Origin of the sequence: Mycobacterium florentinum, from assembly GCF_010730355.1 — a bacterium.
Lineage (GTDB): Bacteria > Actinomycetota > Actinomycetes > Mycobacteriales > Mycobacteriaceae > Mycobacterium > Mycobacterium florentinum.
The window spans coordinates 861,467-883,432 of the sequence record NZ_AP022576.1 but is presented as its reverse complement, the minus strand read 5'-3'; the positions used below and the strand labels follow the sequence as shown (position 1 = coordinate 883,432).

Below are 21,966 nucleotides of genomic sequence, written 5' to 3'. Positions count from 1 at the left end.
CGACGTACAGTGCCGTCGCGGCACGCCGTGCTGGTGGGTCGTGCGCACGTCGTTGAACGGACCCATGGCCACTGGTCATCTCGGCGCGCGAGGGTGCGCCGACGAACCGCGCACAACTCCATGTGATGACCGCGGCCCGCCGCAGCCTGGTCTTGTCGACGACTGAGTTCGAAGCCCTCGGTCCCGCCACTAAACAGTATAGTAATTTACTAATTAACAAAGTATAGTGACTCGCTGACTAGTGGGGCCGGATGACCTGTTGCCAGAGCTCTTGGCGGGTACATGGCGCACATCGAGGAGGATGTGGATGAACATCAAAGTTCAGAAGGCCTGCGCCTGGGGTGGTGCGGCCTTTGCCCTGGCATTCCTGATCGGGTTCTGGGTGATCGCTCGATTCATCCCGCCGCCGTCACCGGCGAGCGATGCGCAGCAAATCGCAAATTTCTTCGCTCAGCACCAGACCGGTATCCGGCTCGGCATGATTATCACAATGCTCGCAGCGTCGCTGATGGCGCCATGGATAGCCGTCATATCGATTCAGCTCAAACGGATCGAGGGACCGTTCTCGCCCCTGGCATATGCCCAGCTGGCGCTCGGCGCGGCATTGATGGTCGAATTCCTACTGCCGCTGATGATCTGGGAGGCCGCCGCCTTTCGCCCAACCCGATCACCGGAGATCGTCCAGTTCGCCAACGACGTTTCATGGCTCACTTACGTCGGACTCACCTCGACCGGAGTGGCCCAAGCTGCCGTGATTGCAGTCGCGATCCTGTCCGATCGTCGTGCCGTACCGGTCTTTCCACGCGCGGTTGGATACTTCAACATCTGGATCGCGCTCTTGTTCACTCCGGGTTCGGTGAACGTGTTCTTCAAGCACGGGCCGCTTGCCTGGAACGGGCTCATTGCCTGGTATCTGGTGCTCGCTGCGTTCTCGATCTGGCTCCCGGTGATGACATGGCAGCTCATTGTCGCCATCAACCGCCAGGCTGCCGACGAACCACCGACGAACAACCCGGACGCCGACAGCGAGGCGGTGACCTTGCAGTTACTCGCGGCGGAACTCGCAGAGATCCGGCTTCGAGTAGCGCGCACCCAATCGATGTCACCGAAATGACCGCAGTCATGTCGGCTCGCCCTGACGAGCACCAGCGCTCATCATGCCGGCAGGGCGAAGAATCTTGTGAGGTCGCTGCGTGACAATCGAATTCAACGCTGCCGACCTCAACAACGTTCGCGGTGGTCGAAAACGCTTGATAAATAATCAGACTCGTGTGGAGCCCGATGCGCCGCTCGTTGGCGACGACGAATCCGACCCCCGCGCTACGCTGACTCGGCTAATATCGCGCCAGGCCGATGCGGTGGCTCAGATGCGTCGGTCCATGCCTGTCTACTTTGCCGGCGATGGATTTCCTTACGAAGTGATCGTTAAGAGGCGTAGGTGGAGCCGGGGACTCGAGGAGCAGTGGGCGAGTGTTGTTGGTGCCTGTATGAACCTCGGGTATCTCGACAAAGGCGACCCGCTGATCGCTGCCAGGCTGATTCTCGGGATGATCATGTCGGTAGGGCACCGGTGCCAGCCTGCCGAGCGGGTTCCCCCGGAACAGATCACCCATGCAATCGTCACGCTACTCGGCTTCGAACCTGGCACTCGTCGCTCTGCGGGATAGCGGGGCCATTATTCGAGACTGGATTCAGCCTGACGATCGTGCTCATCCTGCGATTGACGGCGGCGACGTGGCCAGGACACGAGATACGATGCGCAATGTGAGCGAACGGGACGGGCGGCGAAGGCTGTCGGCGCAAGAACGTCGACACCAGATCGTCGAGTCGGCGCGCGCGGTTTTCCTGCGCCAGGGATATGCGGGCACCAGGACGCGCGAGATCGCCGAACAGGCCGGGATCACCGAGGCGTTCCTTTACCGCTTCTTTGACTCCAAGCAGGATCTGTACAAGGCATCGGTCGTGGAGCCGATGCGTGAACTGGTCGCCGAACTGCAGGCAACGGCAAACGGCATCGGCGCCAGCGATTTCCGCGGCCGCGAGGTGCTGCGTCAGGTCAACCAGATGCTAGCCCGGTTCATGGATGAGTCCGCGCCCTTCCTGGCTGCGCTGTGGCTGCGTGAACTCGGCCGTGGTCGCGTGTTCTATCAAGAGGAACTTCGTCCGCTGCTGGGCAAGCCCCTCAACTCGGTGATTTCGAAGATCACCGGGTGGAACGCACCCGCAGACGAGCATTCATTGATCTTCGCAGCGATGGTCGGGACCCACGTAGCGATCGCCATGGACGCAATGCTGCGCGGTGAGCGCCTAGACGCGCGCCGCACCGCTGATCAGCTGACTCAGCTCTTCGCGGACGGCGTACCACCCTCGGTTGCCGAATCCCTCGTGGAATTCTCGCGGTAGTCGCCGAACGCTCGGTCGCGGTTGGACAAGTTCTTACGCACACCGTTCTCGCGGAACCCGCGCATGTACTCCCGTGACGAACGCTGGTGGAATCCCAGGGCGTTCAGTTCGGCGGTTGCGCGCAGTCCTTCGCGGATCCCGGCCGCCTCCATGGCCCGGTGACACACCCGCTTGTTGAGAGCCAGCAGATCGGCGGGCACCTGAGCCACCTGGTTGGCGATCTCCAATACAGAGTTCTCCAATTCCTCTGGCGCGAATGAGCGGGTGGCGAATCCTAAAGTGGCCGCTTCAGTGCCGCTGATGGCGTTCCCGGTGAGCAGGGCTTCCATCCCGCGGCGCATCCCCAACATCCAGGGCTGCCATGCCATGTCCGGAGTCGACATCGACCGTACTGGCGGATATCCGATCTTCGCGTCATCGGCCACGTAGACCAGGTCGCATGCGGTTGCCAGCTCCGAGCCGCCCGCCAGGCACCAACCGTGCACCTGCGCGATCAGCGGCGTGGCCATATCCCACATCTCCAGCCAGTTGTTGACCACGTGGCGGGCCCACCATCCGTCGGTGGTGGCGGCGGAACGCTCGACCGGGTTGAGTCGCTGGCTCAGGTCGTATCCGGCCGAAAAGCAGTGGCCGGCACCCCGCACGACCACCACCGACACTTGGTCATCGACGTCGGCGGCCCGCAGGGCGTCGAAGAGCGCACCGCGCAGTTCGTCGTTGAGCGCATTGCGCTTGTCGGGTCTGTTCAAGGTGAGCCGCCGCACCCGAGGCGCCGGATCATCAATGAGGAGAACGGAGTTCACGGGCCAATCCATTTCACTCTTGTTAGTAAATGATTCCTAGTTATACTAATGCGGTGCATCACACGACCACAAGCAGCTGGGGTGAGAAGGTCGTCGTCGAGGAGGTGCTTGGCTCTCCCTGCCGGGTATTCGCCCAGCGCCCAAAGCATCTCGGCGAACTGTTGTGGTGGGGCGCCCAGCACGGTGAGCGGACATGCCTGATCCAGGGCGACCGGCGGCTGTCATTTGCGCAGCTGGCCGAGGCGATCGACGCCGTTGCCGGCACGCTGCATCGACAAGGCCTGCAGGCTGGTGACCGGATCCTGCTGGCCGGCGCGAACAGCATCGAATGGGTAGTGACGTTTTGGGCGTGCCTGTGCCACGGGTGGGTGCTGGTGCCCGTCAATGCGTGGTGGAGTCCCGAGGAACTGGCCCATGCGGCCGGCCTGGTCGGTGCGCGGTTAGCGGTCGCTGACACTCGTCGCCGCGCGCGGCTGCCCAACGATTTGGCCTGCCTGGAGCTCGAATCGATTCTGCCGCAACCGATTGACGCTAAGACAGACGGTGGTGCGCTAGCGGTTCCCCTGTCCACAACAGAGGATGACCCGGCAATGGTGTTGTTCACATCCGGAACGACGAGCTTTGCGCGTGGGGCCGTGCTCACGCACCGCAATCTATTGGCCAATCTGCACAACTTGCTGGCGATTGCCGGGCGACTGCCGGGCTCGCCCGAGGCGACCCGCAATCCCGCCGTGACGCTGATGACGATGCCGTTGTTTCACGTCGGCGGAATCCAGCAGGTATTCACCGCACTGCTGTCAGGCGCAACGTTGGTCTTTACGGAGGGCAGATTTTCGCCAGAAGGCGTGCTCAAGGTGATGGCCGACGAAGGGGTGACGGGATGGGCCGCGGTCCCGACGATGCTGTCGCGCGTGCTGGAGGTCGTGGAGAAAGATCCGGGCCGGCTTGACGTGTCGACACTGCGCACGTTGGTCATCGGCGGATCGCAGGTGAGTGAGTCGTTGAGGGCTCGGGCACGGTCCGCGTTTCCGCGTACGGCGGCCAGGGGACTGGGCACGTCCTATGGACTGACCGAGATATCGGGTGTCGCAGCCACGGCTGCAGGCCAGGTAGTTGCCGAGCGACCAGGCACGGTCGGTCGGCCGCTGCCGACCGTCGAGCTGCGCATCGAACCCGTCGATACGCGATCCGATGACAGCATCGGCGAAGTCCTCGTGCGGTCGCCAGGGGTGATGCTCGGCTATTGGGGGTGCGACGACGATCCCATCGTGACGCCGGACCGATGGGTGCACACGGGGGATCTGGGCCGCCTCGATGACGACGGATACCTCTACATCGTTGGTCGCGCTAAGGACGTCGTGATCCGCGGCGGGGAGAATATCTCCACGGTGCGGGTCGAGGAGCGGCTGGGCGAGCACCCAGCCGTGCGCGAAGTCGTCGTCGTCGGACTCCCTCACGAGGACCTGGGGGAGGAGCTAGCTGCCGCCGTCGTGCTACATCCTGGCAGCGCTGTCGATGAGGACGACCTGGCCAACTTTGCATCCGAGAACCTCGCCTACTTCTCGGTGCCGACGTCGTGGTGGTTCATCGACCATCTGCCCAAGAACGCCACCGGCAAGGTGCTGAAGAGCCAGATCGTCCGCGAATGGGGTGTTGCCCGCGCTTCGCAGCCCAACTGAAAGGGACCGATCAATGGAGAAAGTCGTCGTCATCGGTGCCGGCGTAGCGGGACTTACCGCTGCATACCGCTTGCAGCAGTACGGCTTTGAGGTGACCGTGCTAGAAGCGGAATCGCGCGTGGGTGGCCGCATGTCAAGCATCGAGAAGAACGGCTATCGGATAGACCTGGCAGCCCTGGCGCTGTCGAAAAAGTACATAGCGATGCACCGACTGGTCAACGACCTGGGTATCGACGACCAGATCATTCCAGTTCCTGACATTATCGGTATCCCCAAGGGCGACAAGGTCTACCGGATGCACAGCGCCCGACTTGGTAAGACCGCCACGACCGGTCTGCTCACCTGGCGTTCAATCCCGGGCGCGGTCAGAATCGGCGTGGACGCATACCGGCTGGGGCGCAAAATCGACTGGAATGATCTTGGTGCATCGAAGGGGTTCGACACCGAGACGGTGCGTCAATGGGCGCGGCGCCGAGGCAGCCAGGAGATCGACTACATCGTCGACGCGGTCCTGCGTGGCGGCTTGATGACCAGTTCGGACCGAATGTCGGCAATTGACTTGCAGTTCTTGGCGGTTAGTTTTTTCGGTACCGGGCTGTTCACCTTCCGCGACGGTGTCGGAGCGCTCCCGGCCGCATTGGCCTCGCGCGTGAACGTGCGCTTGAACACGCGGGTCACCCAGGTCGAGGAGTATTGCGATGGCGTGCGGGTCAGCTCGGTCACCGATGGTTGTTCCGAAACGACCGATGACGCCGCGGCCTGCGTTATCGCGCTGAGCGCCCACGATATGGCCGCCGTGCACCCGGGCCTGTCGCCCAGCCACCGTGCGATCATCGAAGATCTCGAATACGTCAGACTGATCACGATCAACCTGGCGCTGAACTACCGCCCGCGCGACCCGTCGTTGTTCTTGGCGTTGTCGGAGCAGGTTGACCCGGATTTGTGTGCGGTATTCATGGACCACAACCGGCACCCAGGCCATTTCGCTGCGGACAAGGGTATGGTCACCGTCTTCTGGCATCACGACTGGAACACCGCCGAATGGGAGACCTCCGACGACGAGATCGTCGAGCGCACCGTGAGGGCGGCGAACAGGTACGTCCGGGGGCTAGAAAATGGTGTCGAGATGAGCAACGTCACCCGGTGGAGTAACGCCTTCCTCTATAGCAGGCCGGGCACGTACAAGGCCCTGCACAACATCGCGATGAGCCGTGCCGCGGCAAACCGGATTCATCTCGCGGGCGACTACTTCGGCGGCCCCAGCACCAACTCGTCACTGTGCTCGGGCGAGCGCGCCGCCGAGCACGTCACCGCAAGCCTAGGCGCGCTTCAGGGAATCTCTGCACCGGGAGCACCATCCAAACGGAAATTACGAGGTGAAAGGCGAAGGCAATATGGATAATTGGGCCTTCCCCCAACCTCCGTGGGACATGCACATGCCCCACGCTGCCGAACTCGTGTCAACGGTGAGTTTGGCTACGGTCGCCGCCGGCTTTCTTATCGCCTCACTTGTCTACTGGGTACGCAAGCGCGATCCGCTCTTCACGGTCGCGATCCTTGGTGGCTTGTTGGCGTGCGTGAACGAGCCGTTCACCAATGTTGTTGGCATGTGCTTCCATCCGCTCGACGGCATAACGATCGTGACCTCGTTCGACCGTGCGATCCCACTGTGGGCCGTCATGTGTTACCCGATCTACTTCGGCGGCCTGATGTGTCTGATGCTGTTGTGGCTGCGCAAAGGTGTTACCCGCAACCAGTTCTGGCGAGTCATCGGCATCATCATGATCGGCAATGGGGCATTCGAGTTTCCCATCCTCGCTGGCGGCGTCTACGTGTACTACGGGGACCAGCCGTACCAGTTCCTCGGCATGCAGCCCACGTTCTTCGTGATCAACGCGCTGGGCGCGGTGCTGGGCGCGATCGCGATCGCCCTACTGGAAACACAGGTGCGCGGCGTACGCAAATGGCTCGCGGTGTTGATCGCTCCCGGCGTATGCCAACTGGCCGCATATGGTGTCGCATTCCCGCATATCTACACGCTCAACACCAATTTTTCCCTGGCGGTGAAGTATGTCGGCTCGACCATCACGATCCTGCTGGGTTTGTACGTCTTGGATCAGCTCAGCCGCTTTGCCGAACGTCGTTGGCCGTCGGCACGAACTGCCCAGCAGCCGACGCTTGTCACAAACAAAGTATAGTGCTTTACTGCATTAGATCCTGATGGGCCGTGATGGATCCTGACCGCGATGAAGGGGATGGGGCCGCATTGATGCGCATCGGATTGTTCATGTTTGTGACAGCCGAGTCGGTGCACATCGGCAAACTGGCGAAGATTGCCGAGGACGCCGGTTTCGAGTCGATTTGGGTTCCGGAGCACACTCATATACCAGCAAACCGCGCCACCAGCCCGCCGTTAGGACCCGTGGTGCCTGACAAGTACAGCAAACTGTTCGATCCGTTCATCACCCTGACCGCGGCGGCAGCGTCCACCGAAAAGCTGCTGCTCGGCACAGCGGTCACGCTGACCGCTGTTCACGACCCGATCATCCTCGCCAAGCAGATAGCGTCGGTCGACGTTCTGTCGGGCGGGCGGTTGCTGCTAGGTGTGGGATCTGGATGGAACCGCGAGGAGTTGGCCGACCACGGCGTCGATTTCGACACCAGATGGCGTCGGGCATGCGAGCACCTCAGCGCCATGAAGGCGATCTGGGCCAACGACGAGGCCAGCTTCCGCGGCGAATGGGTCGATTTCGAGCGAATTTGGTCCTGGCCCAAACCCGTTCAGCAACCGAATCCCCCCGTGTTGTACGGGACCATTCATCCGTCGAGGCTGGTGATCCGGGACGCCGATGGATGGCTGCCCCTGTCCCTGGCGCACCCCGGGCAGTTACGGGAGCGGATGGTCAGGGTGCGGCAGATGGCCGGAGAAGCGGGCCGCGACCCAGACGAACTGGATATCACGGTGATGTGCCTGGAGCGGATCGAACCGCAGGTAATCGCCGAGTATGTCGGCGCCGGTGCCACGCGCGTCGTAATCCGGCCGCCGTTGGACTCTGAGGAGAAGTTCCGCGAGTACCTCGCGCGCTACGAAGAGCTGCTGACGCCGGCGGCGGCGTACTAGGCCGATGAATCCTGCTCACCACCGGATCGCACCGGGACACAGCCGAAAAGGAAGGTCGTGATGAGCACGCTAGCTCAATTCAGCATGACGATCGGTGGCAAGTCTGTCGCATCGCCCACGCAGTTCGATGTGCTCGACCCGGCAACCGCGCAGGCGGTGGCGACGGCGCCGATGTGCACGGTCGATCAGCTCGATGAGGCGATGCAGTCAGCGTCGGCGGCACTACCGGTTTGGTCGGCAGATCTGGACACCCGTCGTGCAGTCCTCGAAGAGGTTGCCACCGTCCTGGAGAACGCGGCAGAGCATTTGGCTGCAGTGCTGACCGCAGAACAGGGCAAGCCCCTCAAACAGGCCAAGTATGAATTCACCTCATCTGCCGACTGGTTTCGCTATTACGCCAAGCTGGCGCAAGAGACCGAGCTTCTCAACGACGACGCCACGGCAAGGGTGGACGGTGTCCGCAAGCCGCTCGGTGTGGTGGCTGCCATCACGCCATGGAACTTCCCCATCCTTCTCGCCAACTGGAAGCTGGCCCCCGCGTTGGCCGCGGGCAACACGGTCGTTCTCAAGCCGTCTCCGTTCACTCCCACTGCCACGCTGGCACTCGGGGAACTCCTACGAGGCATCCTGCCGGCCGGCGTGCTGAACGTGATCAGCGGCGACCACGATCTCGGTGCTGCGATGACGGCACATCCGGCGGTTCGCAAAATCAGCTTTACCGGATCGGTCGCCACCGGGCACAAGGTGGCGGCGTCGGCTGCGGGTGACCTCAAGCGCACCACGCTCGAGCTCGGCGGTAACGACCCGGCGATCGTCCTCGATGACGTCGAGCCGGATGCGATCGCCGACAAGCTGTTCTGGGGCGCGTTGATGAATTGCGGTCAGGCATGTTCGGCCATCAAGCGTCTCTATGTGCCGCAGAACCGCGTCGGCGCTTTCTTTGATGCCCTGGCCGACCGGGCGCGGTCGGCGCGAGTAGGAGTGGGTACCGAACGTTCCTCGCAACTGGGTCCGATCAATAACGCACCCCAACACGAGCGCGTCGTCGGTCTCGTGGCGGACGCGGTCGCACACGGCGCGCGGGCGCTGTCAGGTAGTGCACCCGACAGCGGTTACTTCCACCCGGTGACCGTGCTCCAAGGCGTAAGCGAGGGGGTGCGCATCGTGGACGAGGAGCAGTTCGGTCCGGTCATTCCTGTCATCGGCTACACCGATGCCGAAGATGCCATGCAACGGGCCAACTCGACGTCCTTCGGGTTGTCGGGATCGGTGTGGAGCGCCGATCCCGAGCGGGCAGCAGGTCTGGCACAGCGACTCGAATGCGGCACCGCGTGGGTGAACAGCCATCTCGCACTTGCCCCCCACATTCCTTTCGGTGGCGCCAAGCACAGCGGGATCGGCGTGGAGAACGGGCCGCTGGGCCTGAACGAATTCACTCGGCTGCAAGTGATTTGGCGGCCCGGCAGCGCATAGACGGGCAACAAAATGCGAAATAGAAAGAGGAGCAACGGACTTGACGACAACAGATGAGGGCGTCAGCACGACCCAGTTTCCGCTCATCACCGATGAATCGCTGGCCGCGCTGAGGGAAAAAATTGGCTCATCCTTCGACCGGCCGTACCCGCATGTCACCGAGGCCACCCGGGACTCGATTCGGCACTGGGCACTGGGCATCGGCGACACCAACCCGCTGTGGCTCGACCCCGATTACGCGAAGGACTCCCGCTGGGGCGGCCTGACCGCACCGGGCACGATGCTGTACGCCTTCGACCGAGTGGTGAGCGGATACGTCACCGGGATGCCCGGCGTCCACGCCATGTTTGCCGGTACCGACTGGAATTGGTGCCACCCAATACGTTTGGGCGACACCATCCAGGCCTTCCCGGTACTCAAGGAGTTGCGTGATCTGGAGAGCAAGTTCTCGGGCCGCGCGGTCCAGCAGATCTACGAGGTTCGGTTTGTCAACCAGGATGGCGTGGAGATCTGCCGCGCCGACTCGTGGTGCATCCGAACGCAACGTGAGGTCGCTCGGCAGCGTGCCGACCGTCAACACGTTGCGCCTTACCGTTGGAGCCAGGACGAGATCGCCCAGATCGCTGAGCATTACGCCAACGAGCGGCCGCGCGGTAAGGACACCCTTTACTTCGATGATGTGAACGTCGGCGACACACTGCCGATCGTTCTCAAGGGCCCCAGCACCGTCACCGGATTCGTCGCCTTCACCCAGGGCTGGGGCAGCCTTTATGTCAAGGCGCACGGTGTGGCCTTCGAGATGTTCCGTGATCATCCGGCATTGGGTATCCCGAATCTGCAGGGCGTGCCCGAGCCGCCGGAGCGCGTGCACTGGGATAACGACCTGGCACAGCGGGTTGGTGTGCCAGCGGCCTATGACTATGGCCCAGAGCGGATTTCGTGGCTCGGACATCTGATGACCAACTGGATCGGCGATGACGGATTCCTGCGCCGGCTGAACGTTCAGGTGCGCCACCACAACATTGTCGGCGACCTGACCACCTGTGAGGGCATTGTCGCCCGCAAGTGGGAGGAAGGCGGTGCTCCCCTGGTCGAGGTAAATGTCCGTGCGACGAATCAGAACGGTGAGACAACCGCCGTTGGTATTGCTGTCGCAGAGCTGCCGCAGCGAGTCAACGGGGGCTGACCTGTGAGCAGGATGATCGTCGGGGACTTACCTCGGGTTAATGCCGAGCGTGACCCGGTGGCGGCCGCCTATATTCACAACGATCACACGTGGACGTGGGCCGAGATCGACCGCCGGGTCAACGCGTTAGCCCACGCGTTGCGGGGCGATCTCGGCTTGGCCGACGGCGAGGTCGTTGCCGTCCTTGCCGAGAACCGCACCGAACACATCGAGCTGATGTTCGCCGCGTCGCGGGCGAAAGTCATTCATACGGCACTGAAGACCCGCTCGTCGATGAACGAGATGATGCACCAGTTTGACGACGCGGCGGTGTCAGTCCTGTTGGTAGGACCCGGTTTCGAGGAACGGGCCACCAGTATCGCCGAACACCGGCCGGTACACCTGGTCGGGCTCGACGGTGCCGGGGTGGGGGAGCCTTACGAGAAGCTGCTCAGCGCGCAGCCCATCGATCCCGTGCCGTCGCACCACGACGCCGAAGCGGTCTACTCCATCATGTACACCTCGGGATCCACCGGGGAGCCCAAAGGCGTCCCGGTGAGCAGCCGCAACGAGCTGTACTACTCGTGGACGGTGGCGTGGAGTATCGAGTCCGATCCCGACGACATCATCATCAACGTGCTGCCGTTGGTGCACCGTGGCGGCCAGTACATCGCGATGTGCGCCGCACTGTTGGGCCAACCGACGGTGCTGAGTTCGCCTGACCCCCAACAGATGCTACGGGCGATCGCCAAGTACCGGGTGACAGTAGCGATCTTGGTTCCGACCATCGCGCAGCGGATGGCCGACCTACTGAAATCCGATCCGGACTCCTACGATGTGTCGTCGCTGCGGCATTTCCTGGTCGGTTCCTCGGCGGTGTCTCCGGCATTGGCCACGCTGCTGCTAACCCTCACTCCGGCCCAGATCAGCCAAATCGGCGGCAGCAGCGAAGGCGCGGTCACACTGGCCCTGTTGGCCCGTGACTACCGCGGCATTGTCGCCGATCCACGGCTGGTGCATCGGGCCTCGTCGGTGGGCCGGCCGGCGCCGGGTGTGCGGGTCGCCATCGTCGACGAGAACGACGAATTCCTCGGTGACAACCAGGTGGGTGAGCTGGTCTACCAGGGAGACATGTTCATCCAATCCTATTGGAATAAACCCGATCTGACCGCGCGGACGTGGCGTAACGGCTGGTTTCACTCCGGAGATCTGGGCTATCGCGACCCTGACGGGTTCTACTACTACAAAGATCGGCTGTTCGGCCGGATCAAGACCGGCGCCGAGACCGTATTCTCCCGCGAGGTCGAACAGGTGCTGGCACGTCACCCTGCCGTGGCAGAAGTGGCGGTAGTCGGTGTTCCCGACGATGAGTGGGGCGAGGCGGTCACCGCCGCAGTGGTTCCCGTGCAACCGGTCGAGACCGTCGCTGCCGGCCAGGACCTGGCCGGCGAACTCGCCGCGCTCGTTCGCAGTGAGCTGGCGCGGTTCAAGGTACCCAAGACGTTCGTGTTCACCGCGGCCCTACCCAAGACGGCCCTGCTCAAAGTCCCCTACGGCGAAGTCAGACAGGCCCTGATCGACGGGACTTTGCCCGCCGCCCTTTCCATCGCAATGCGCCACGAAGGGAGACCCTGATGAAGGATTCCGAACTCGCCCAGTTGCTGCCGCACTGGGACACCTACAAGCCCGAACACGAAAACGTCCGCCACGAGATCATGCGCTACGCCAGGCAGAACCAGCCCGTGGCATGGACCGACGCCCTGGGCGGGACATGGCTGGTGACCCGGTTCAAGGAAGTCCAACAAGTCGCGCTGGACTGGGAGACGTTCTCCTCGCAGGACGCCATCCCATTCGGCATCCCGTTGCGGATCTGCCCGATCGATTCCGACCCGCCCCTGCAGACCGCATTGCGCCATATGCTCAACCCCTTATTCAGCCGCAGCTACCTGAGCCGCTACATCCCGATGATGAACAAGCTGGCCGCTGACCTGGTGGATGTGTGGGCGCGCAACGGCCGCGTCGAACTGGTCAACGAATTCGCAGCCCCCTACGTCGGCACCATCCTGATGAACATCGTCATGGGCGACATGGGCCCCGACCAGAGCGAGCGCGTCGCCAAAGCTGTCATCGGCTGCGCCCACGAAGGCAGCCCCGAGAACTTCATGGCCTTGGTGGCGGCCTCGATGGAACGCCTGGAGACCGCCAAGGCCGACCCCGATAACGCCCCACCCGTGCTCAAAGGAATCCTCGAGTGCAAGGTCGACGGCCGACCCCTGGACGAGGACGAGCGCCTGGGCGTGCTGAACATCTTGTTCCTCGGCGGTCTCGATACCACTCGCGCGGCGATCAGCATGATCGCACTGCGGATGGCCACCCAGCCTGGGCTCGAGCAGCGATTGCGCGACCCTAACTGGGTCCGCCAAGACCTCGATGAGTTCCTTCGAATTGACTCGCCGGTAGCCACTTTCGGCCGCGTCGCCACGAAGGACACCGAATTGGCCGGCGTGCTCATCAAGAAGGGACAGCGGTTGCTGTTGCGCTATGACTCGGCCAACCGCGACGAATCACGGTTCCCCGACCCTGACACCCTGGTCTTCGACGACACATCCCGTCGGCCTACACATACGGCCTTCAGCCTGGGCATGCACCGCTGCGTCGGCTCCAACCTCGCCCGACTGCAGATCCCCATCGCGTGGGAAAACATCTTGAGCCGGATCACCAATCTGCGCCTGACCGTCGACCCCCGCGACATCGTTTGGGAACCCGGACTGTCCAACGGCCCGCGCACCGTTCCCCTGACTTTCGACACGCTATGAGCGCCCAGGCCGCCGTTGCCGCACGAGCGGGTGCGCAGCGTTCCCGTATCGACGTGGTATCACCGGCTACCGGGGCCGTCGTCGGTGTTGTCCCCGTGGACGGCCCCAGCGAAGTCGCCGCCATCGCCGCCGAATTGCGTGCAGCGCAACCAGAATGGGAAGCCTGCGGTCCACGCGAGCGCGGGGTGGTGCTGCGCAGGTTCCTCGACTGGATCCTCGACAACGAACGCAGCCTCGTCGAGACCATCCAGGCGGAGTCGGGCAAATCGTGGGGCGACGCGTCGCTGGAGATCATCATGGCCGTCGACACCATCAACTACTACGTCAAGAACGCGCCGACGTTCATCGCCGACCGAGCTGTGTCGCCGGCCGGGCTGGCCAACCTAACCAAGAAACTGACGGTTCAATACCGACCGTATCCGTTGGTCGGCGTGATCACCCCATGGAACGGTCCGCTGGCCGGCCCCATCATGGACGGAGTTGCGGCGCTGCTGGCCGGTGCCGCAGTGCTATTCAAGCCGTCGGAGGTCACACCGCTGACCTGGGCCGCCGCAGCACGCGGATGGCGCGACGTCGATGCGCCACCGATACTCGGATGTGTCAACGGCTACGGCGACACCGGGCAGGCGGTAGTCGACGAGGTCGACATGGTCATGTTCACCGGTTCCACTGCCACCGGGCGCGCGATTGCCACCCGGGCCGGCGAACGTTTGATCCCTTGCAGCCTGGAGCTGGGCGGCAAAGATGCCATGATCGTGTGCGCCGACGCGAACCTGGAGCGGGCGGCCAAAGCCGCAGCGTGGGGCGCGATGTTCAACTCGGGCCAGATATGCGTTTCAGTAGAACGGGTCTACGTCGTTGCCGACGTATACGACCAATTCGTCGAGCTGGTTACGCGTCAGGTCAACGGCCTGCGACACGGAACCGACGCGCCGGGCAGCTTCACCTCGGACGTGGGTGCGATGGCCACCGCCGCTCAACTGGCCACGGTGGAACGCCATGTCGCCGACGCTGTTGCCAAAGGAGCTCGCGTGCTCACCGGAGGGCAGCGCCGCGAGCCAGGCCTGTACTTCGAACCGACCGTGCTCGCCGACGTGGACCATTCGATGCTGTGCATGCGAGAGGAGACCTTTGGTCCGACACTGCCAATCATGAAGGTCGACACCGAAGACCAAGCGATCGATCTGACCAACGATTCCGTCTACGGACTGGGGTCCAGTTTATGGACGCGTGATCGTGCACGCGCGCAATGCCTTTCGCGGCGCATCGAGGCCGGCGCGGTCAATGTCAACAATGCGCTGGCGACCACTTTTCAGATGACGACGCCGATGAGCGGTTGGAAACAGTCCGGTTTGGGACAGCGATTCGACGGAGCTGCAGGCATGTTGAAGTTCTGCCGGCCCAAGACGGTGCTGTCCGAGCGCGTCCAGCTGCCGGCCGAGCCACTGTGGTACCCGTACCGGCGGCGCACCAGCACCGTAATAGCGCGGCTCGTGCGGCTCACGGGCGCACACGACTGGGGGCGCCGGCTGGCCAGACGCCCGAAGGAGGGCCGGCGGTGACCAGAGCCTTCGTCGATGCGCAGCGCTGCCACGGCCATGGGCGCTGCGAGATCATCGCACCGCAAGTCTTCGCAGTCGGCGACGACGGCATCAGTCAGATTCTCGTCGAAGAGATCGACCCAACCGATCTCGCCGACGTGCAAGAGGCAGGATTCAGCTGTCCTGAGCAGGCAATCACGTTGGAATGACGCGCAATTCCCTTCAAGGAGGATCGTGATGACAGTCAAGTTTGGAACCTTGTCGTTTTACGAGGCGATGAAACGGGTTGGCTTCGAATAGCAAAGGCGGCTATCAGATGAGCATAAAATCCAGAGCCGCGGTGCTGTTCGAAGCGCCCGGGGAGTGGGACATCGTCGAGGTGGACGTCGATGAACCCCGTGCGAACGAAGTGTTAGTGCGCTACGTCTCGGCGGGACTGTGCCACTCCGATGACCATGTCGCAAAGGGCGACGTTCCGTCGGCGCACTACCCGTACTGCGGCGGACACGAGGGTGCCGGAATCGTCGAAGCGATTGGGCCCGGCGTAACGAGTGTGGCGGTGGGTGACCACGTGGTCGCCAGCTTCCTGCCCCCCTGCGGCCGGTGTCGATGGTGCGCGAGCGGACAGCAAAACATCTGCGACAACGGTGCATTCACGATGCTAGGAACCCAGCTGGACGGAACATTTCGGCTCCACCACGGCGACACCGATGTTGCCCAGGCCTCGTTGGTGTCCACCTTCTCCGAATACAGCGTCATGCCCGCAGCCGCGGCGATCGTCATCGACGATGAGATCCCTCTCGAAGTCGCCTGTCTGGTGGGTTGCGGGGTACCTACCGGATGGGGCTCGGCAGTTAACGCGGCCGCGGTGCGCCCCGGCGACATCGTCATCATCATGGGCGTAGGAGGTGTGGGCATCAACGCGGTACAGGGAGCCAAGCACGCCGGCGCCGCGCGCATCATCGCCGTCGACCCGGTGCCGTTCAAACGCGACAGCGCCCTCAAACTCGGAGCCACCGACGTCCTGGAGAATATGATTCAGGCCACCGAGTTGGCATTGTCACTCACGAACGGCCAAGGCGCCGACTCAGCCGTAGTGACCGTGGGTGTCGCCACCGGCGACGATGTCGGCCAAGCGTTTTCGGCGATCCGCAAAGGCGGCACAGTGGTGCTGACGGCGGTGGCCAATATCGGCGCCGACACGCTTCCGGTCAATCTCCTCGAACTCACCATGTATCAAAAGCGGATACAGGGGGCGCTTTTCGGAATGGCCTCACCCACCCGTGACATTCCAAAGTTCCTCGATTTGTACCGACAGGGATATCTCGCGTTGGACGAGTTGGTCAGTCGCCGATACCGGCTCGAGGAGATCAATCAAGGCTATGCCGATCTGCACGCCGGCACCAACCTGCGAGGTATCGTTGACTTCGGTTGAGGGCCGGGGAGTGTTCGTCATCGGCGTCGGCATGACGAAGTTCGAAAAGCCCTGCAGCAGAGCAGAGTTCGACTACACCGACATGGCGTGGGAATCCGGCACCCGTGCGCTCGACGACGCCGGCGTCGAATACTGCGACGTCGAGCAAGCGTATGTGGGCTACATGTACGGTGACTCTGCGTCTGGTCAACGCGCGGTCTACCAGTTCGGACTGAACGGGATTCCGATTGTCAACGTGAACAACAACTGCGCGACCGGGTCCACTGCGTTGTTCCTGGCCGCTCAGGCGCTCCGCGGCGGAATCGTCGACTGTGTCATGGCGGTTGGTTTCGAGAAGATGCAACCCGGCCCACTGTATTCGATCTATAGCGATCGCGCCGACCCCATGGGAACTCATATGGCGGCCTTCGAGCGGATCGCCCCACAAGTCGGCCCGCCCGCGCCGTACATGTTCGGTTTGGCCGGGCGCGAACATCAGGAGCGCTACGGCACCACCATTGAGCAGTTCGCGAAGGTCGCGGAGAAAAACCACCGGCACTCCGCCAACAATCCCAACGCACAGTTCCAGACTGTCTACACCCTGGACGAGATCCTCGCCTCGCGCGAGATATTCACACCGCTGACCAAGTTGCAGTGTTCACCTGCCTCGGACGGATCGGCGGCGGTGATCCTCGCGAGCAAAGACTACGTCGACCGTAAGGGACTGAGCGACCGCGCGGTGGAGATCGTCGGCCAGGCGATGGTGACCGATCTGGACTCGACGTTCGACGGTTCGGCGATCTCGCTTGTGGGTAGTGGGATGACCAGGGCTGCAGCAGAATCGGTGTACAAGCAGAGCGGGTTGGGCCCCGACGATTTCCAGGTGATCGAACTCCATGACTGCTTCTCAACCAACGAACTGATCACCTACGAGGCCCTCGGCTTGTGTCCGGCGGGTGAGTCGGGCCGGTTGATCGACGATGGTGCTACCACCTACGGCGGACGGTGGGTCGTCAACCCTTCTGGCGGTCTGATCTCCAAGGGGCATCCGCTGGGCGCAACCGGGCTGGCACAGTGTGCAGAACTGACCTGGCAGCTACGTGGCGAAGCCGATGAACGTCAAGTACCCGATGTGCGCGCCGCCCTGCAGCACAATATCGGGTTGGGCGGCGCCGTCGTGGTGACCGCATACCGGTTAGCCCGAAGCTGAGGCGCCAAGTGATGAACTCACCTGCAGTGCAGAGGACGACCTGCGAAAATGCAGGGGCGCCGATTACGCCTAAGGTCGACGGCCAGCAAGTAGCGCGCGGTGAGGGAAAACGCCTACTGCTGGAATCGGCTCGGGCGTTGTTCGCTGAGCGTGGCTACGCCGGTACCAGCACGCGGGAAATCGCACGCGCCGCCTCGGTGTCTGAGCCGATGATCTTCCGGCACTTCGGATCCAAGGCAAAGCTCTTCGAAGAGGCCGTGCTCGCCCCGTTCAGCACGTTTGTCTCCGAATACATTGCGGATTGGATGGCACGGCCGCGTGGTGCAGAGACCCCATACGTTCAAACCCATGAGTTTTACCGTGGCGTCTACGACGTTTTGTCGGCTAACCGCTGGCTGATTCATGAGATGATCGGCGCCCGGGCCATCGGTGGATCTCTGACCGCTGGTGCCGTGTCGGCGCCGCCGCTGGGGGCACTCATCGAACGTTTTGAGGCGATCATCGAGCAGGAGATCGTCGATCGTGGATTCCGTCCCTTTGACCCTGTTGTGGTAACGCGGCTGATTTTCGGGCTTGTCTTTTCGATCGCGGTGTTTGGGGACTGGATGTTCGAAGGCGCATCCGCGCCGCAGCCCGGCGCCGAGGTGTTCATCGCCGAGATGGCCCGTCTCACCCTCGACGGCGCGTATCCCCGGGACGCAGGGCCAGCTGCAATGACCCACGCCCCGAGCCCGACCAGTGAGCGCTATTCGCTGGGGGCTTCTCCAGTCGCCTGAAAGATGACGCGCCGCCCGATTTCGACGGCGTGGTCGGCGAAGCGTTCGTAAAAGCGCCCCAGCAGAGTGACATCGACGGCGGTCGATACACCGTGTGGCCAGTCTTTCTTTTTGAGGACGGTGAACAGGTGTTGGTGAAGCCGGTTCATCTCGTCGTCATCCCGGCTGATCTGTGCGGCCTGCTCCGGATCGCCCGAGAGCACGACATCTTTTGCACTTCGGCCCAAATCCACCGCAATCCGGCCCATCTCGGCGAAGTCGCCACTCACCTCTTCGGGCAACGCGCGGTCTGGATGGCGACGGCGCGCGATTTTGCCCACGTGTAACGCCAGGCCGCCCATCCGTTCGGCATCCGCGACGCTTTGCATGCACCCGACCACGGTTCGTAGATCGCTTGCGACCGGCGCCTGCAGGGCGAGCAACACGAATGCAGCATCCTCGGCCTCACTTCGCATCTGGGCGAGGCGCGTGTGGCTGGCGATGACTGCTTCTGCCATCGTCAGGTCCGCCTGCAGCAGCGCCTGCGTCGCACCTTCCATCGCCACACCAGCCAGGCCGCACATCTGGCTCAGGGTCTCGCTGAGTGAATCGAGCTGCTCGTGGAACGCGGTGCGCATGTTGTAACCATATGAGAACGCGTGTTGCAACCTTAAGAGAACTAGTACACAAGGTGGCCCCGTTGGACGCACCATTGACAAACCGTTTCTGATGGGGGAAAGGGGTTCCCCAGTTGTGGCGGGACCAGCAAGGGTTGTTAACCCAGGCAGTCGTAGAGCGGGGAAACTGATGGCGCTGTCGGACGTGGTAATGCGAGTTGTGAGCTTCCTGCGTGCCGGCTATCCCGAGGGTATTCCGGCTCGCGATTACGTGCCTCTGCTCGCGCTGCTTCGTCGCCGCCTTTCCGACGACGACGTCATCGCGGTCGCGGCCGCGGTGATCTCCCGCAACAACAGGCCGGTGGACGTCACAGACGTGCGGGTCGCGATCACCAAGCTCACCGATGAAATGCCGTCGCCGGAAGATACCGAGCGCGTCAAGCGGCGGTTGGCCGCGGTCGGCTGGCCGGTTGATGACGCGGCCGGCCGATGATCCTCGGGGACGACCGAGTGGACTCAGTCACCCGGTGCAACGGAGCTCGACGATGCGGCCGTTGGTAACCATGGCCAGCGCCGCGTTCTGAGCGGCCGCCGGGGTCAATCCCCAATGTGCGCCCCATCGGCCACCTCCGAGTGCCTAAGCGACGCAGGCGTTTCGGGCCCACCCTGCGACGGTGCAGCCGGCGCCGTGTACCTGGCAGTTGCCGAGCGCGATATGGGTGGCCTCCTCCATGCTGGTGCCGTTGTTCTCCCAGCCTGTCCAGCCGGTCACGGGGGAGTAGGCGATCACGGCGTAACGGTCGGGCGCTGCTGCCTGCGCAGTGGCGGGCATGACGGCCGCGGCGGCGAAGAGGGCGCCGGCAGCGGCGGTCAAGGCGGATAGTCGGTAGCTGTTCATGGTGAAACCTCGTGAGTTGTTCAGTGGACGAACTCACCATCGGCAGTGCTACTTGCGGAATCCTCTAGAAATCCTTGGCGGCCGCCGCGGCGCCGTCGGCCGATATTGCGGATAGAGTGGCGGCGTTGAAGTTGCAGGTGGTGCGGTTGGTGCGGGCTTCGCGGCGGCCGCCGATCGGGAAAGTCGGGAGTGCGTGGTGACTGGGTCCGGGGGCGACGCCTCGCGGGAAGTCATGCGCTCCGACGAGGATGCAGCCGCGGGTTTTCGGGCGTGGCATGCTGCCGCGGAACGAGCCGGTCAAAGAGTGTTGCAGGGGCCGGACGGCACGTACATGGTATGGCACCGCGACGACGTGCTGGCCGCTGTACGCGACGGCGAAGTTTTCGCCAGCCGCCAGGGCGAAATGATGCCCGGCAATCCGCCGTTCGGCCCGTACCACGCGATCTTGGTCGAGCTGCTCAACCCCGGCAGTTCGCGGGAATTGTTGAAGCCGATACGTGGGCTCATCGAAGAAAGCATCGGCGCCGTTGCGAAACAGGATCGCTGCAATGGTCTGCTGGTCGGCGTGGTGCTGTGTCACGCAGCATCCGGATTGGCATGCGGGCTGCCGCGGCAAGTTGGTATCGATGCGGTCAACGCCGAGGTGGTTGGCCAGATCCGTCGAGCCCCGCTGGGTGGCCATGATGTGATCAGCCGCCTCGCCGACGAACCGCTCAGCAACGAAGAGGTCATGGGACTGATGGGGTCGGTAGTCCGCGGTTTCATGTTCGCGTCGTTACCTATCGCGGCGGGACTGGCGATGCTGGCGCGCAAGCCGATGCTTCAGCGGGAGCTGCGCGAAAATCCAGGCCGGCTAGGGCTTTTCATCGAGGAGCTACTGCGCTTGGACGGCGGGGCGAACACCGTTTCACGAATCACCACTCGCAACGTGACGATCGGCGAAACGACGATCCCAGCCGGGTCTCCTGTCGAGTTGTGTGTCGGTCTGGTTCACCGCGACGAGGCCGACCCCATGTCAAGTCAGGACATGAAACTAGATGGTCCGCATCGGCATTGGAGTTTTGGGGGAGGCGCGCATCGGTGTCCGGCGTCGCACCTGACCCGGGACCTACTTGCCATCTTCTTTGAGGTGTGGCTTGCCAAGATCCCGTTTTTCTGGTTCGACTGGAAAAGCGGCGAGGTCCCCAAAGCGTGGCATCCCAAGCCCTTCGGCACGTCGTCGGGCCCGCTGTTCGACGGGTGGATTCCGCAGTGTGTGCCGCTGAGGTGGTGAATCTTCATGGGGCGCAACGTAAGCGATGAAACATGCTGCACTGCAATAATATACGTTACGGAAGCTGGCCTTGATGGCTTGGACAGTAGACGGTCACCGAGGCGGTGACGAATTTTGTCGCGGTGCGGGTCACGCGATCGGGGTACAGCCGCAATTGCGGACTGCCCGAGTACGTCGTGTTCGTCTCTTCGTCGATCACCGACTGAACCGAGGAGCCGTGATCGAGCTCGCCGCAGATTTCGTGGGCCCGGTAAACGAGCCCGGGCACGTTATCGATGACGGGAATCTGGAGTTGCGCCAGCAACGCCACAAACTGGTCCTCCTGGCTGTCGGCGCCCGCTGCTCCGGCGCAGGCAACCGCGGCGGTCAGCACCGCCGAGGCGTTAGCCAGAACGGCTGCAAGGCGGCTGATGCGGATGCGCACGGCACGATTCCCGTTTCTTTGGTGTCACTGGCTCGGCGTCTAATTGAATCGACACCACACGGTAACAATGGAGGCAACTGCGCCTGCAATGATGGACATCGTAACTGGCTGGAACCGTCGATCACCACTGGACTTTCGCGCGAACCCGCAGATTAGGGGAGGCGCGACGACTGCGGGAGCGTATGACCGCATCGAACCGTAGCGCGATAGCGCCGTCTAACACGATGGCCAAGCGCAAGCGGCGAATGCCTGCTCGGTGCGCGGTGATCGCTGCCCTGATAAGCAGCGGCGCGAGCGTGGTCGGTGTTGCGCTCACACCGGTGACGTTAGCTGGCAAGCAGGGCACGGTGACGGTGCTGGCCGGGCTTATCAGA

At 63.0% G+C, this 21,966-nt stretch carries 23 protein-coding genes; 18 read left to right on the top strand and 5 right to left on the bottom strand.

The features are described 5' to 3' along the window. The first annotated feature begins 301 nt into the window (after positions 1 to 301). From G6N55_RS04235 to G6N55_RS04225, 3 genes are all read left to right on the top strand, one after another. On the top strand, positions 302 to 1,114 hold the full coding sequence (locus G6N55_RS04235) for a hypothetical protein (protein WP_085225052.1): 813 nt from the start codon (positions 302 to 304) through the stop codon (positions 1,112 to 1,114). A gap of 79 nt (positions 1,115 to 1,193) precedes the next feature. Further along, a complete protein-coding gene (locus G6N55_RS04230) occupies positions 1,194 to 1,667 on the top strand; it encodes a hypothetical protein (protein WP_139827013.1) in 474 nt (157 codons plus the stop codon). Between the two features lie 97 nt (positions 1,668 to 1,764). After that, positions 1,765 to 2,403 (top strand): TetR/AcrR family transcriptional regulator, encoded by a 639-nt coding sequence (locus tag G6N55_RS04225; protein ID WP_163667163.1) that lies wholly within the window; start codon positions 1,765 to 1,767, stop codon positions 2,401 to 2,403. On the opposite strand, the gene G6N55_RS04220 is transcribed toward G6N55_RS04225, so the two are convergent. Continuing rightward, positions 2,340 to 3,206 (bottom strand): enoyl-CoA hydratase-related protein, encoded by an 867-nt coding sequence (locus G6N55_RS04220; RefSeq protein WP_197747384.1) that lies wholly within the window; start codon positions 3,204 to 3,206, stop codon positions 2,340 to 2,342. The genes G6N55_RS04225 and G6N55_RS04220 overlap by 64 nt on opposite strands. A gap of 53 nt (positions 3,207 to 3,259) precedes the next feature. Here G6N55_RS04220 and G6N55_RS04215 point away from each other — a divergent pair, with 53 nt between their 5' ends. From G6N55_RS04215 to G6N55_RS04155, 13 genes are all read left to right on the top strand, one after another. Beyond that, the gene (locus G6N55_RS04215) at positions 3,260 to 4,885 is read left to right on the top strand and encodes a class I adenylate-forming enzyme family protein (protein ID WP_163667160.1); all 1,626 of its coding nucleotides are present in this window, start codon (positions 3,260 to 3,262) and stop codon (positions 4,883 to 4,885) included. Between the two features lie 13 nt (positions 4,886 to 4,898). Continuing rightward, a complete protein-coding gene (locus G6N55_RS04210; protein WP_085225059.1) occupies positions 4,899 to 6,287 on the top strand; it encodes a protoporphyrinogen/coproporphyrinogen oxidase in 1,389 nt (462 codons plus the stop codon). Beyond that, positions 6,262 to 7,083 carry a hypothetical protein gene (locus tag G6N55_RS04205; protein ID WP_139827014.1) on the top strand — a complete coding sequence of 274 codons (822 nt, stop codon included), beginning with the start codon at positions 6,262 to 6,264 and terminating at the stop codon, positions 7,081 to 7,083. The genes G6N55_RS04210 and G6N55_RS04205 overlap by 26 nt, the downstream gene beginning before the upstream one ends. 89 nt (positions 7,084 to 7,172) lie before the next feature. Beyond that, a complete protein-coding gene (locus G6N55_RS04200; RefSeq protein WP_163667157.1) occupies positions 7,173 to 8,006 on the top strand; it encodes an LLM class F420-dependent oxidoreductase in 834 nt (277 codons plus the stop codon). Positions 8,007 to 8,066: 60 nt separating this feature from the next. Then, positions 8,067 to 9,479, top strand: a complete 1,413-nt coding sequence (locus G6N55_RS04195) for an aldehyde dehydrogenase family protein (protein WP_232078921.1) — start codon at positions 8,067 to 8,069, stop codon at positions 9,477 to 9,479. Positions 9,480 to 9,519: 40 nt separating this feature from the next. Beyond that, positions 9,520 to 10,665: an FAS1-like dehydratase domain-containing protein gene (locus G6N55_RS04190; RefSeq protein ID WP_085225065.1), complete on the top strand. Its 1,146-nt coding sequence runs from the start codon at positions 9,520 to 9,522 to the stop codon at positions 10,663 to 10,665. 12 nt (positions 10,666 to 10,677) lie between these two features. Beyond that, entirely contained in the window at positions 10,678 to 12,279 is a 1,602-nt protein-coding gene (locus G6N55_RS04185) for a class I adenylate-forming enzyme family protein (RefSeq protein ID WP_085225068.1), read from the top strand. Then, positions 12,279 to 13,460: a cytochrome P450 gene (locus tag G6N55_RS04180; protein ID WP_085225070.1), complete on the top strand. Its 1,182-nt coding sequence runs from the start codon at positions 12,279 to 12,281 to the stop codon at positions 13,458 to 13,460. The genes G6N55_RS04185 and G6N55_RS04180 overlap by 1 nt, the downstream gene beginning before the upstream one ends. After that, complete coding sequence (locus tag G6N55_RS04175; protein WP_085225072.1) at positions 13,457 to 15,022, top strand: aldehyde dehydrogenase family protein; 1,566 nt, start codon at positions 13,457 to 13,459, stop codon at positions 15,020 to 15,022. The genes G6N55_RS04180 and G6N55_RS04175 overlap by 4 nt, the downstream gene beginning before the upstream one ends. Beyond that, positions 15,019 to 15,210: a ferredoxin gene (locus G6N55_RS04170; RefSeq protein WP_085225074.1), complete on the top strand. Its 192-nt coding sequence runs from the start codon at positions 15,019 to 15,021 to the stop codon at positions 15,208 to 15,210. Before G6N55_RS04175 ends, G6N55_RS04170 begins: the two co-directional genes overlap by 4 nt. A gap of 113 nt (positions 15,211 to 15,323) precedes the next feature. After that, the gene (locus G6N55_RS04165; protein WP_085225338.1) at positions 15,324 to 16,436 is read left to right on the top strand and encodes an NDMA-dependent alcohol dehydrogenase; all 1,113 of its coding nucleotides are present in this window, start codon (positions 15,324 to 15,326) and stop codon (positions 16,434 to 16,436) included. Continuing rightward, positions 16,423 to 17,625 (top strand): lipid-transfer protein, encoded by a 1,203-nt coding sequence (locus G6N55_RS04160; RefSeq protein WP_264002036.1) that lies wholly within the window; start codon positions 16,423 to 16,425, stop codon positions 17,623 to 17,625. The genes G6N55_RS04165 and G6N55_RS04160 overlap by 14 nt, the downstream gene beginning before the upstream one ends. A gap of 11 nt (positions 17,626 to 17,636) precedes the next feature. Continuing rightward, the gene (locus G6N55_RS04155) at positions 17,637 to 18,401 is read left to right on the top strand and encodes a TetR/AcrR family transcriptional regulator (RefSeq protein ID WP_085225078.1); all 765 of its coding nucleotides are present in this window, start codon (positions 17,637 to 17,639) and stop codon (positions 18,399 to 18,401) included. Here G6N55_RS04155 and phoU read toward each other — a convergent pair. Then, positions 18,371 to 19,018 (bottom strand): phosphate signaling complex protein PhoU, encoded by a 648-nt coding sequence (gene phoU, locus G6N55_RS04150; protein ID WP_085225080.1) that lies wholly within the window; start codon positions 19,016 to 19,018, stop codon positions 18,371 to 18,373. The genes G6N55_RS04155 and phoU overlap by 31 nt on opposite strands. 169 nt (positions 19,019 to 19,187) lie before the next feature. Here phoU and G6N55_RS04145 point away from each other — a divergent pair, with 169 nt between their 5' ends. Further along, positions 19,188 to 19,490: a DUF3349 domain-containing protein gene (locus G6N55_RS04145; protein WP_085225082.1), complete on the top strand. Its 303-nt coding sequence runs from the start codon at positions 19,188 to 19,190 to the stop codon at positions 19,488 to 19,490. 144 nt (positions 19,491 to 19,634) lie between these two features. Here the strand turns inward: G6N55_RS04145 and G6N55_RS04140 are convergent, their stop codons facing one another. Both G6N55_RS04140 and G6N55_RS04135 read right to left on the bottom strand, forming a co-directional pair. Then, positions 19,635 to 19,895: a DUF4189 domain-containing protein gene (locus G6N55_RS04140; protein WP_085225084.1), complete on the bottom strand. Its 261-nt coding sequence runs from the start codon at positions 19,893 to 19,895 to the stop codon at positions 19,635 to 19,637. A 64-nt stretch (positions 19,896 to 19,959) separates the two neighbouring features. Continuing rightward, positions 19,960 to 20,172, bottom strand: a complete 213-nt coding sequence (locus G6N55_RS04135) for a hypothetical protein (RefSeq protein WP_085225086.1) — start codon at positions 20,170 to 20,172, stop codon at positions 19,960 to 19,962. 168 nt (positions 20,173 to 20,340) lie between these two features. Here G6N55_RS04135 and G6N55_RS04130 point away from each other — a divergent pair, with 168 nt between their 5' ends. Next, positions 20,341 to 21,168 carry a cytochrome P450 gene (locus G6N55_RS04130; protein ID WP_139827017.1) on the top strand — a complete coding sequence of 276 codons (828 nt, stop codon included), beginning with the start codon at positions 20,341 to 20,343 and terminating at the stop codon, positions 21,166 to 21,168. A gap of 55 nt (positions 21,169 to 21,223) precedes the next feature. On the opposite strand, the gene G6N55_RS04125 is transcribed toward G6N55_RS04130, so the two are convergent. Further along, the gene (locus G6N55_RS04125) at positions 21,224 to 21,592 is read right to left on the bottom strand and encodes a DUF732 domain-containing protein (protein ID WP_085225089.1); all 369 of its coding nucleotides are present in this window, start codon (positions 21,590 to 21,592) and stop codon (positions 21,224 to 21,226) included. Positions 21,593 to 21,966: the final 374 nt, after the last annotated feature.

What these genes read in the sequence shown, in the direction of transcription:
- phoU (WP_085225080.1), bottom strand. Translation starts at nt 19,018, where the DNA reads ATGCGCACCGCGTTCCACGAGCAGCTCGATTCACTCAGCGAGACCCTG.
- G6N55_RS04140 (WP_085225084.1), bottom strand. Translation starts at nt 19,895, where the DNA reads ATGAACAGCTACCGACTATCCGCCTTGACCGCCGCTGCCGGCGCCCTC.
- G6N55_RS04235 (WP_085225052.1), top strand. Translation starts at nt 302, where the DNA reads ATGTGGATGAACATCAAAGTTCAGAAGGCCTGCGCCTGGGGTGGTGCG.
- G6N55_RS04155 (WP_085225078.1), top strand. Translation starts at nt 17,637, where the DNA reads ATGAACTCACCTGCAGTGCAGAGGACGACCTGCGAAAATGCAGGGGCG.
- G6N55_RS04175 (WP_085225072.1), top strand. Translation starts at nt 13,457, where the DNA reads ATGAGCGCCCAGGCCGCCGTTGCCGCACGAGCGGGTGCGCAGCGTTCC.
- G6N55_RS04195 (WP_232078921.1), top strand. Translation starts at nt 8,067, where the DNA reads ATGAGCACGCTAGCTCAATTCAGCATGACGATCGGTGGCAAGTCTGTC.
- G6N55_RS04200 (WP_163667157.1), top strand. Translation starts at nt 7,173, where the DNA reads ATGTTTGTGACAGCCGAGTCGGTGCACATCGGCAAACTGGCGAAGATT.
- G6N55_RS04210 (WP_085225059.1), top strand. Translation starts at nt 4,899, where the DNA reads ATGGAGAAAGTCGTCGTCATCGGTGCCGGCGTAGCGGGACTTACCGCT.
- G6N55_RS04145 (WP_085225082.1), top strand. Translation starts at nt 19,188, where the DNA reads ATGGCGCTGTCGGACGTGGTAATGCGAGTTGTGAGCTTCCTGCGTGCC.
- G6N55_RS04135 (WP_085225086.1), bottom strand. Translation starts at nt 20,172, where the DNA reads ATGCCACGCCCGAAAACCCGCGGCTGCATCCTCGTCGGAGCGCATGAC.
- G6N55_RS04180 (WP_085225070.1), top strand. Translation starts at nt 12,279, where the DNA reads ATGAAGGATTCCGAACTCGCCCAGTTGCTGCCGCACTGGGACACCTAC.
- G6N55_RS04185 (WP_085225068.1), top strand. Translation starts at nt 10,678, where the DNA reads ATGATCGTCGGGGACTTACCTCGGGTTAATGCCGAGCGTGACCCGGTG.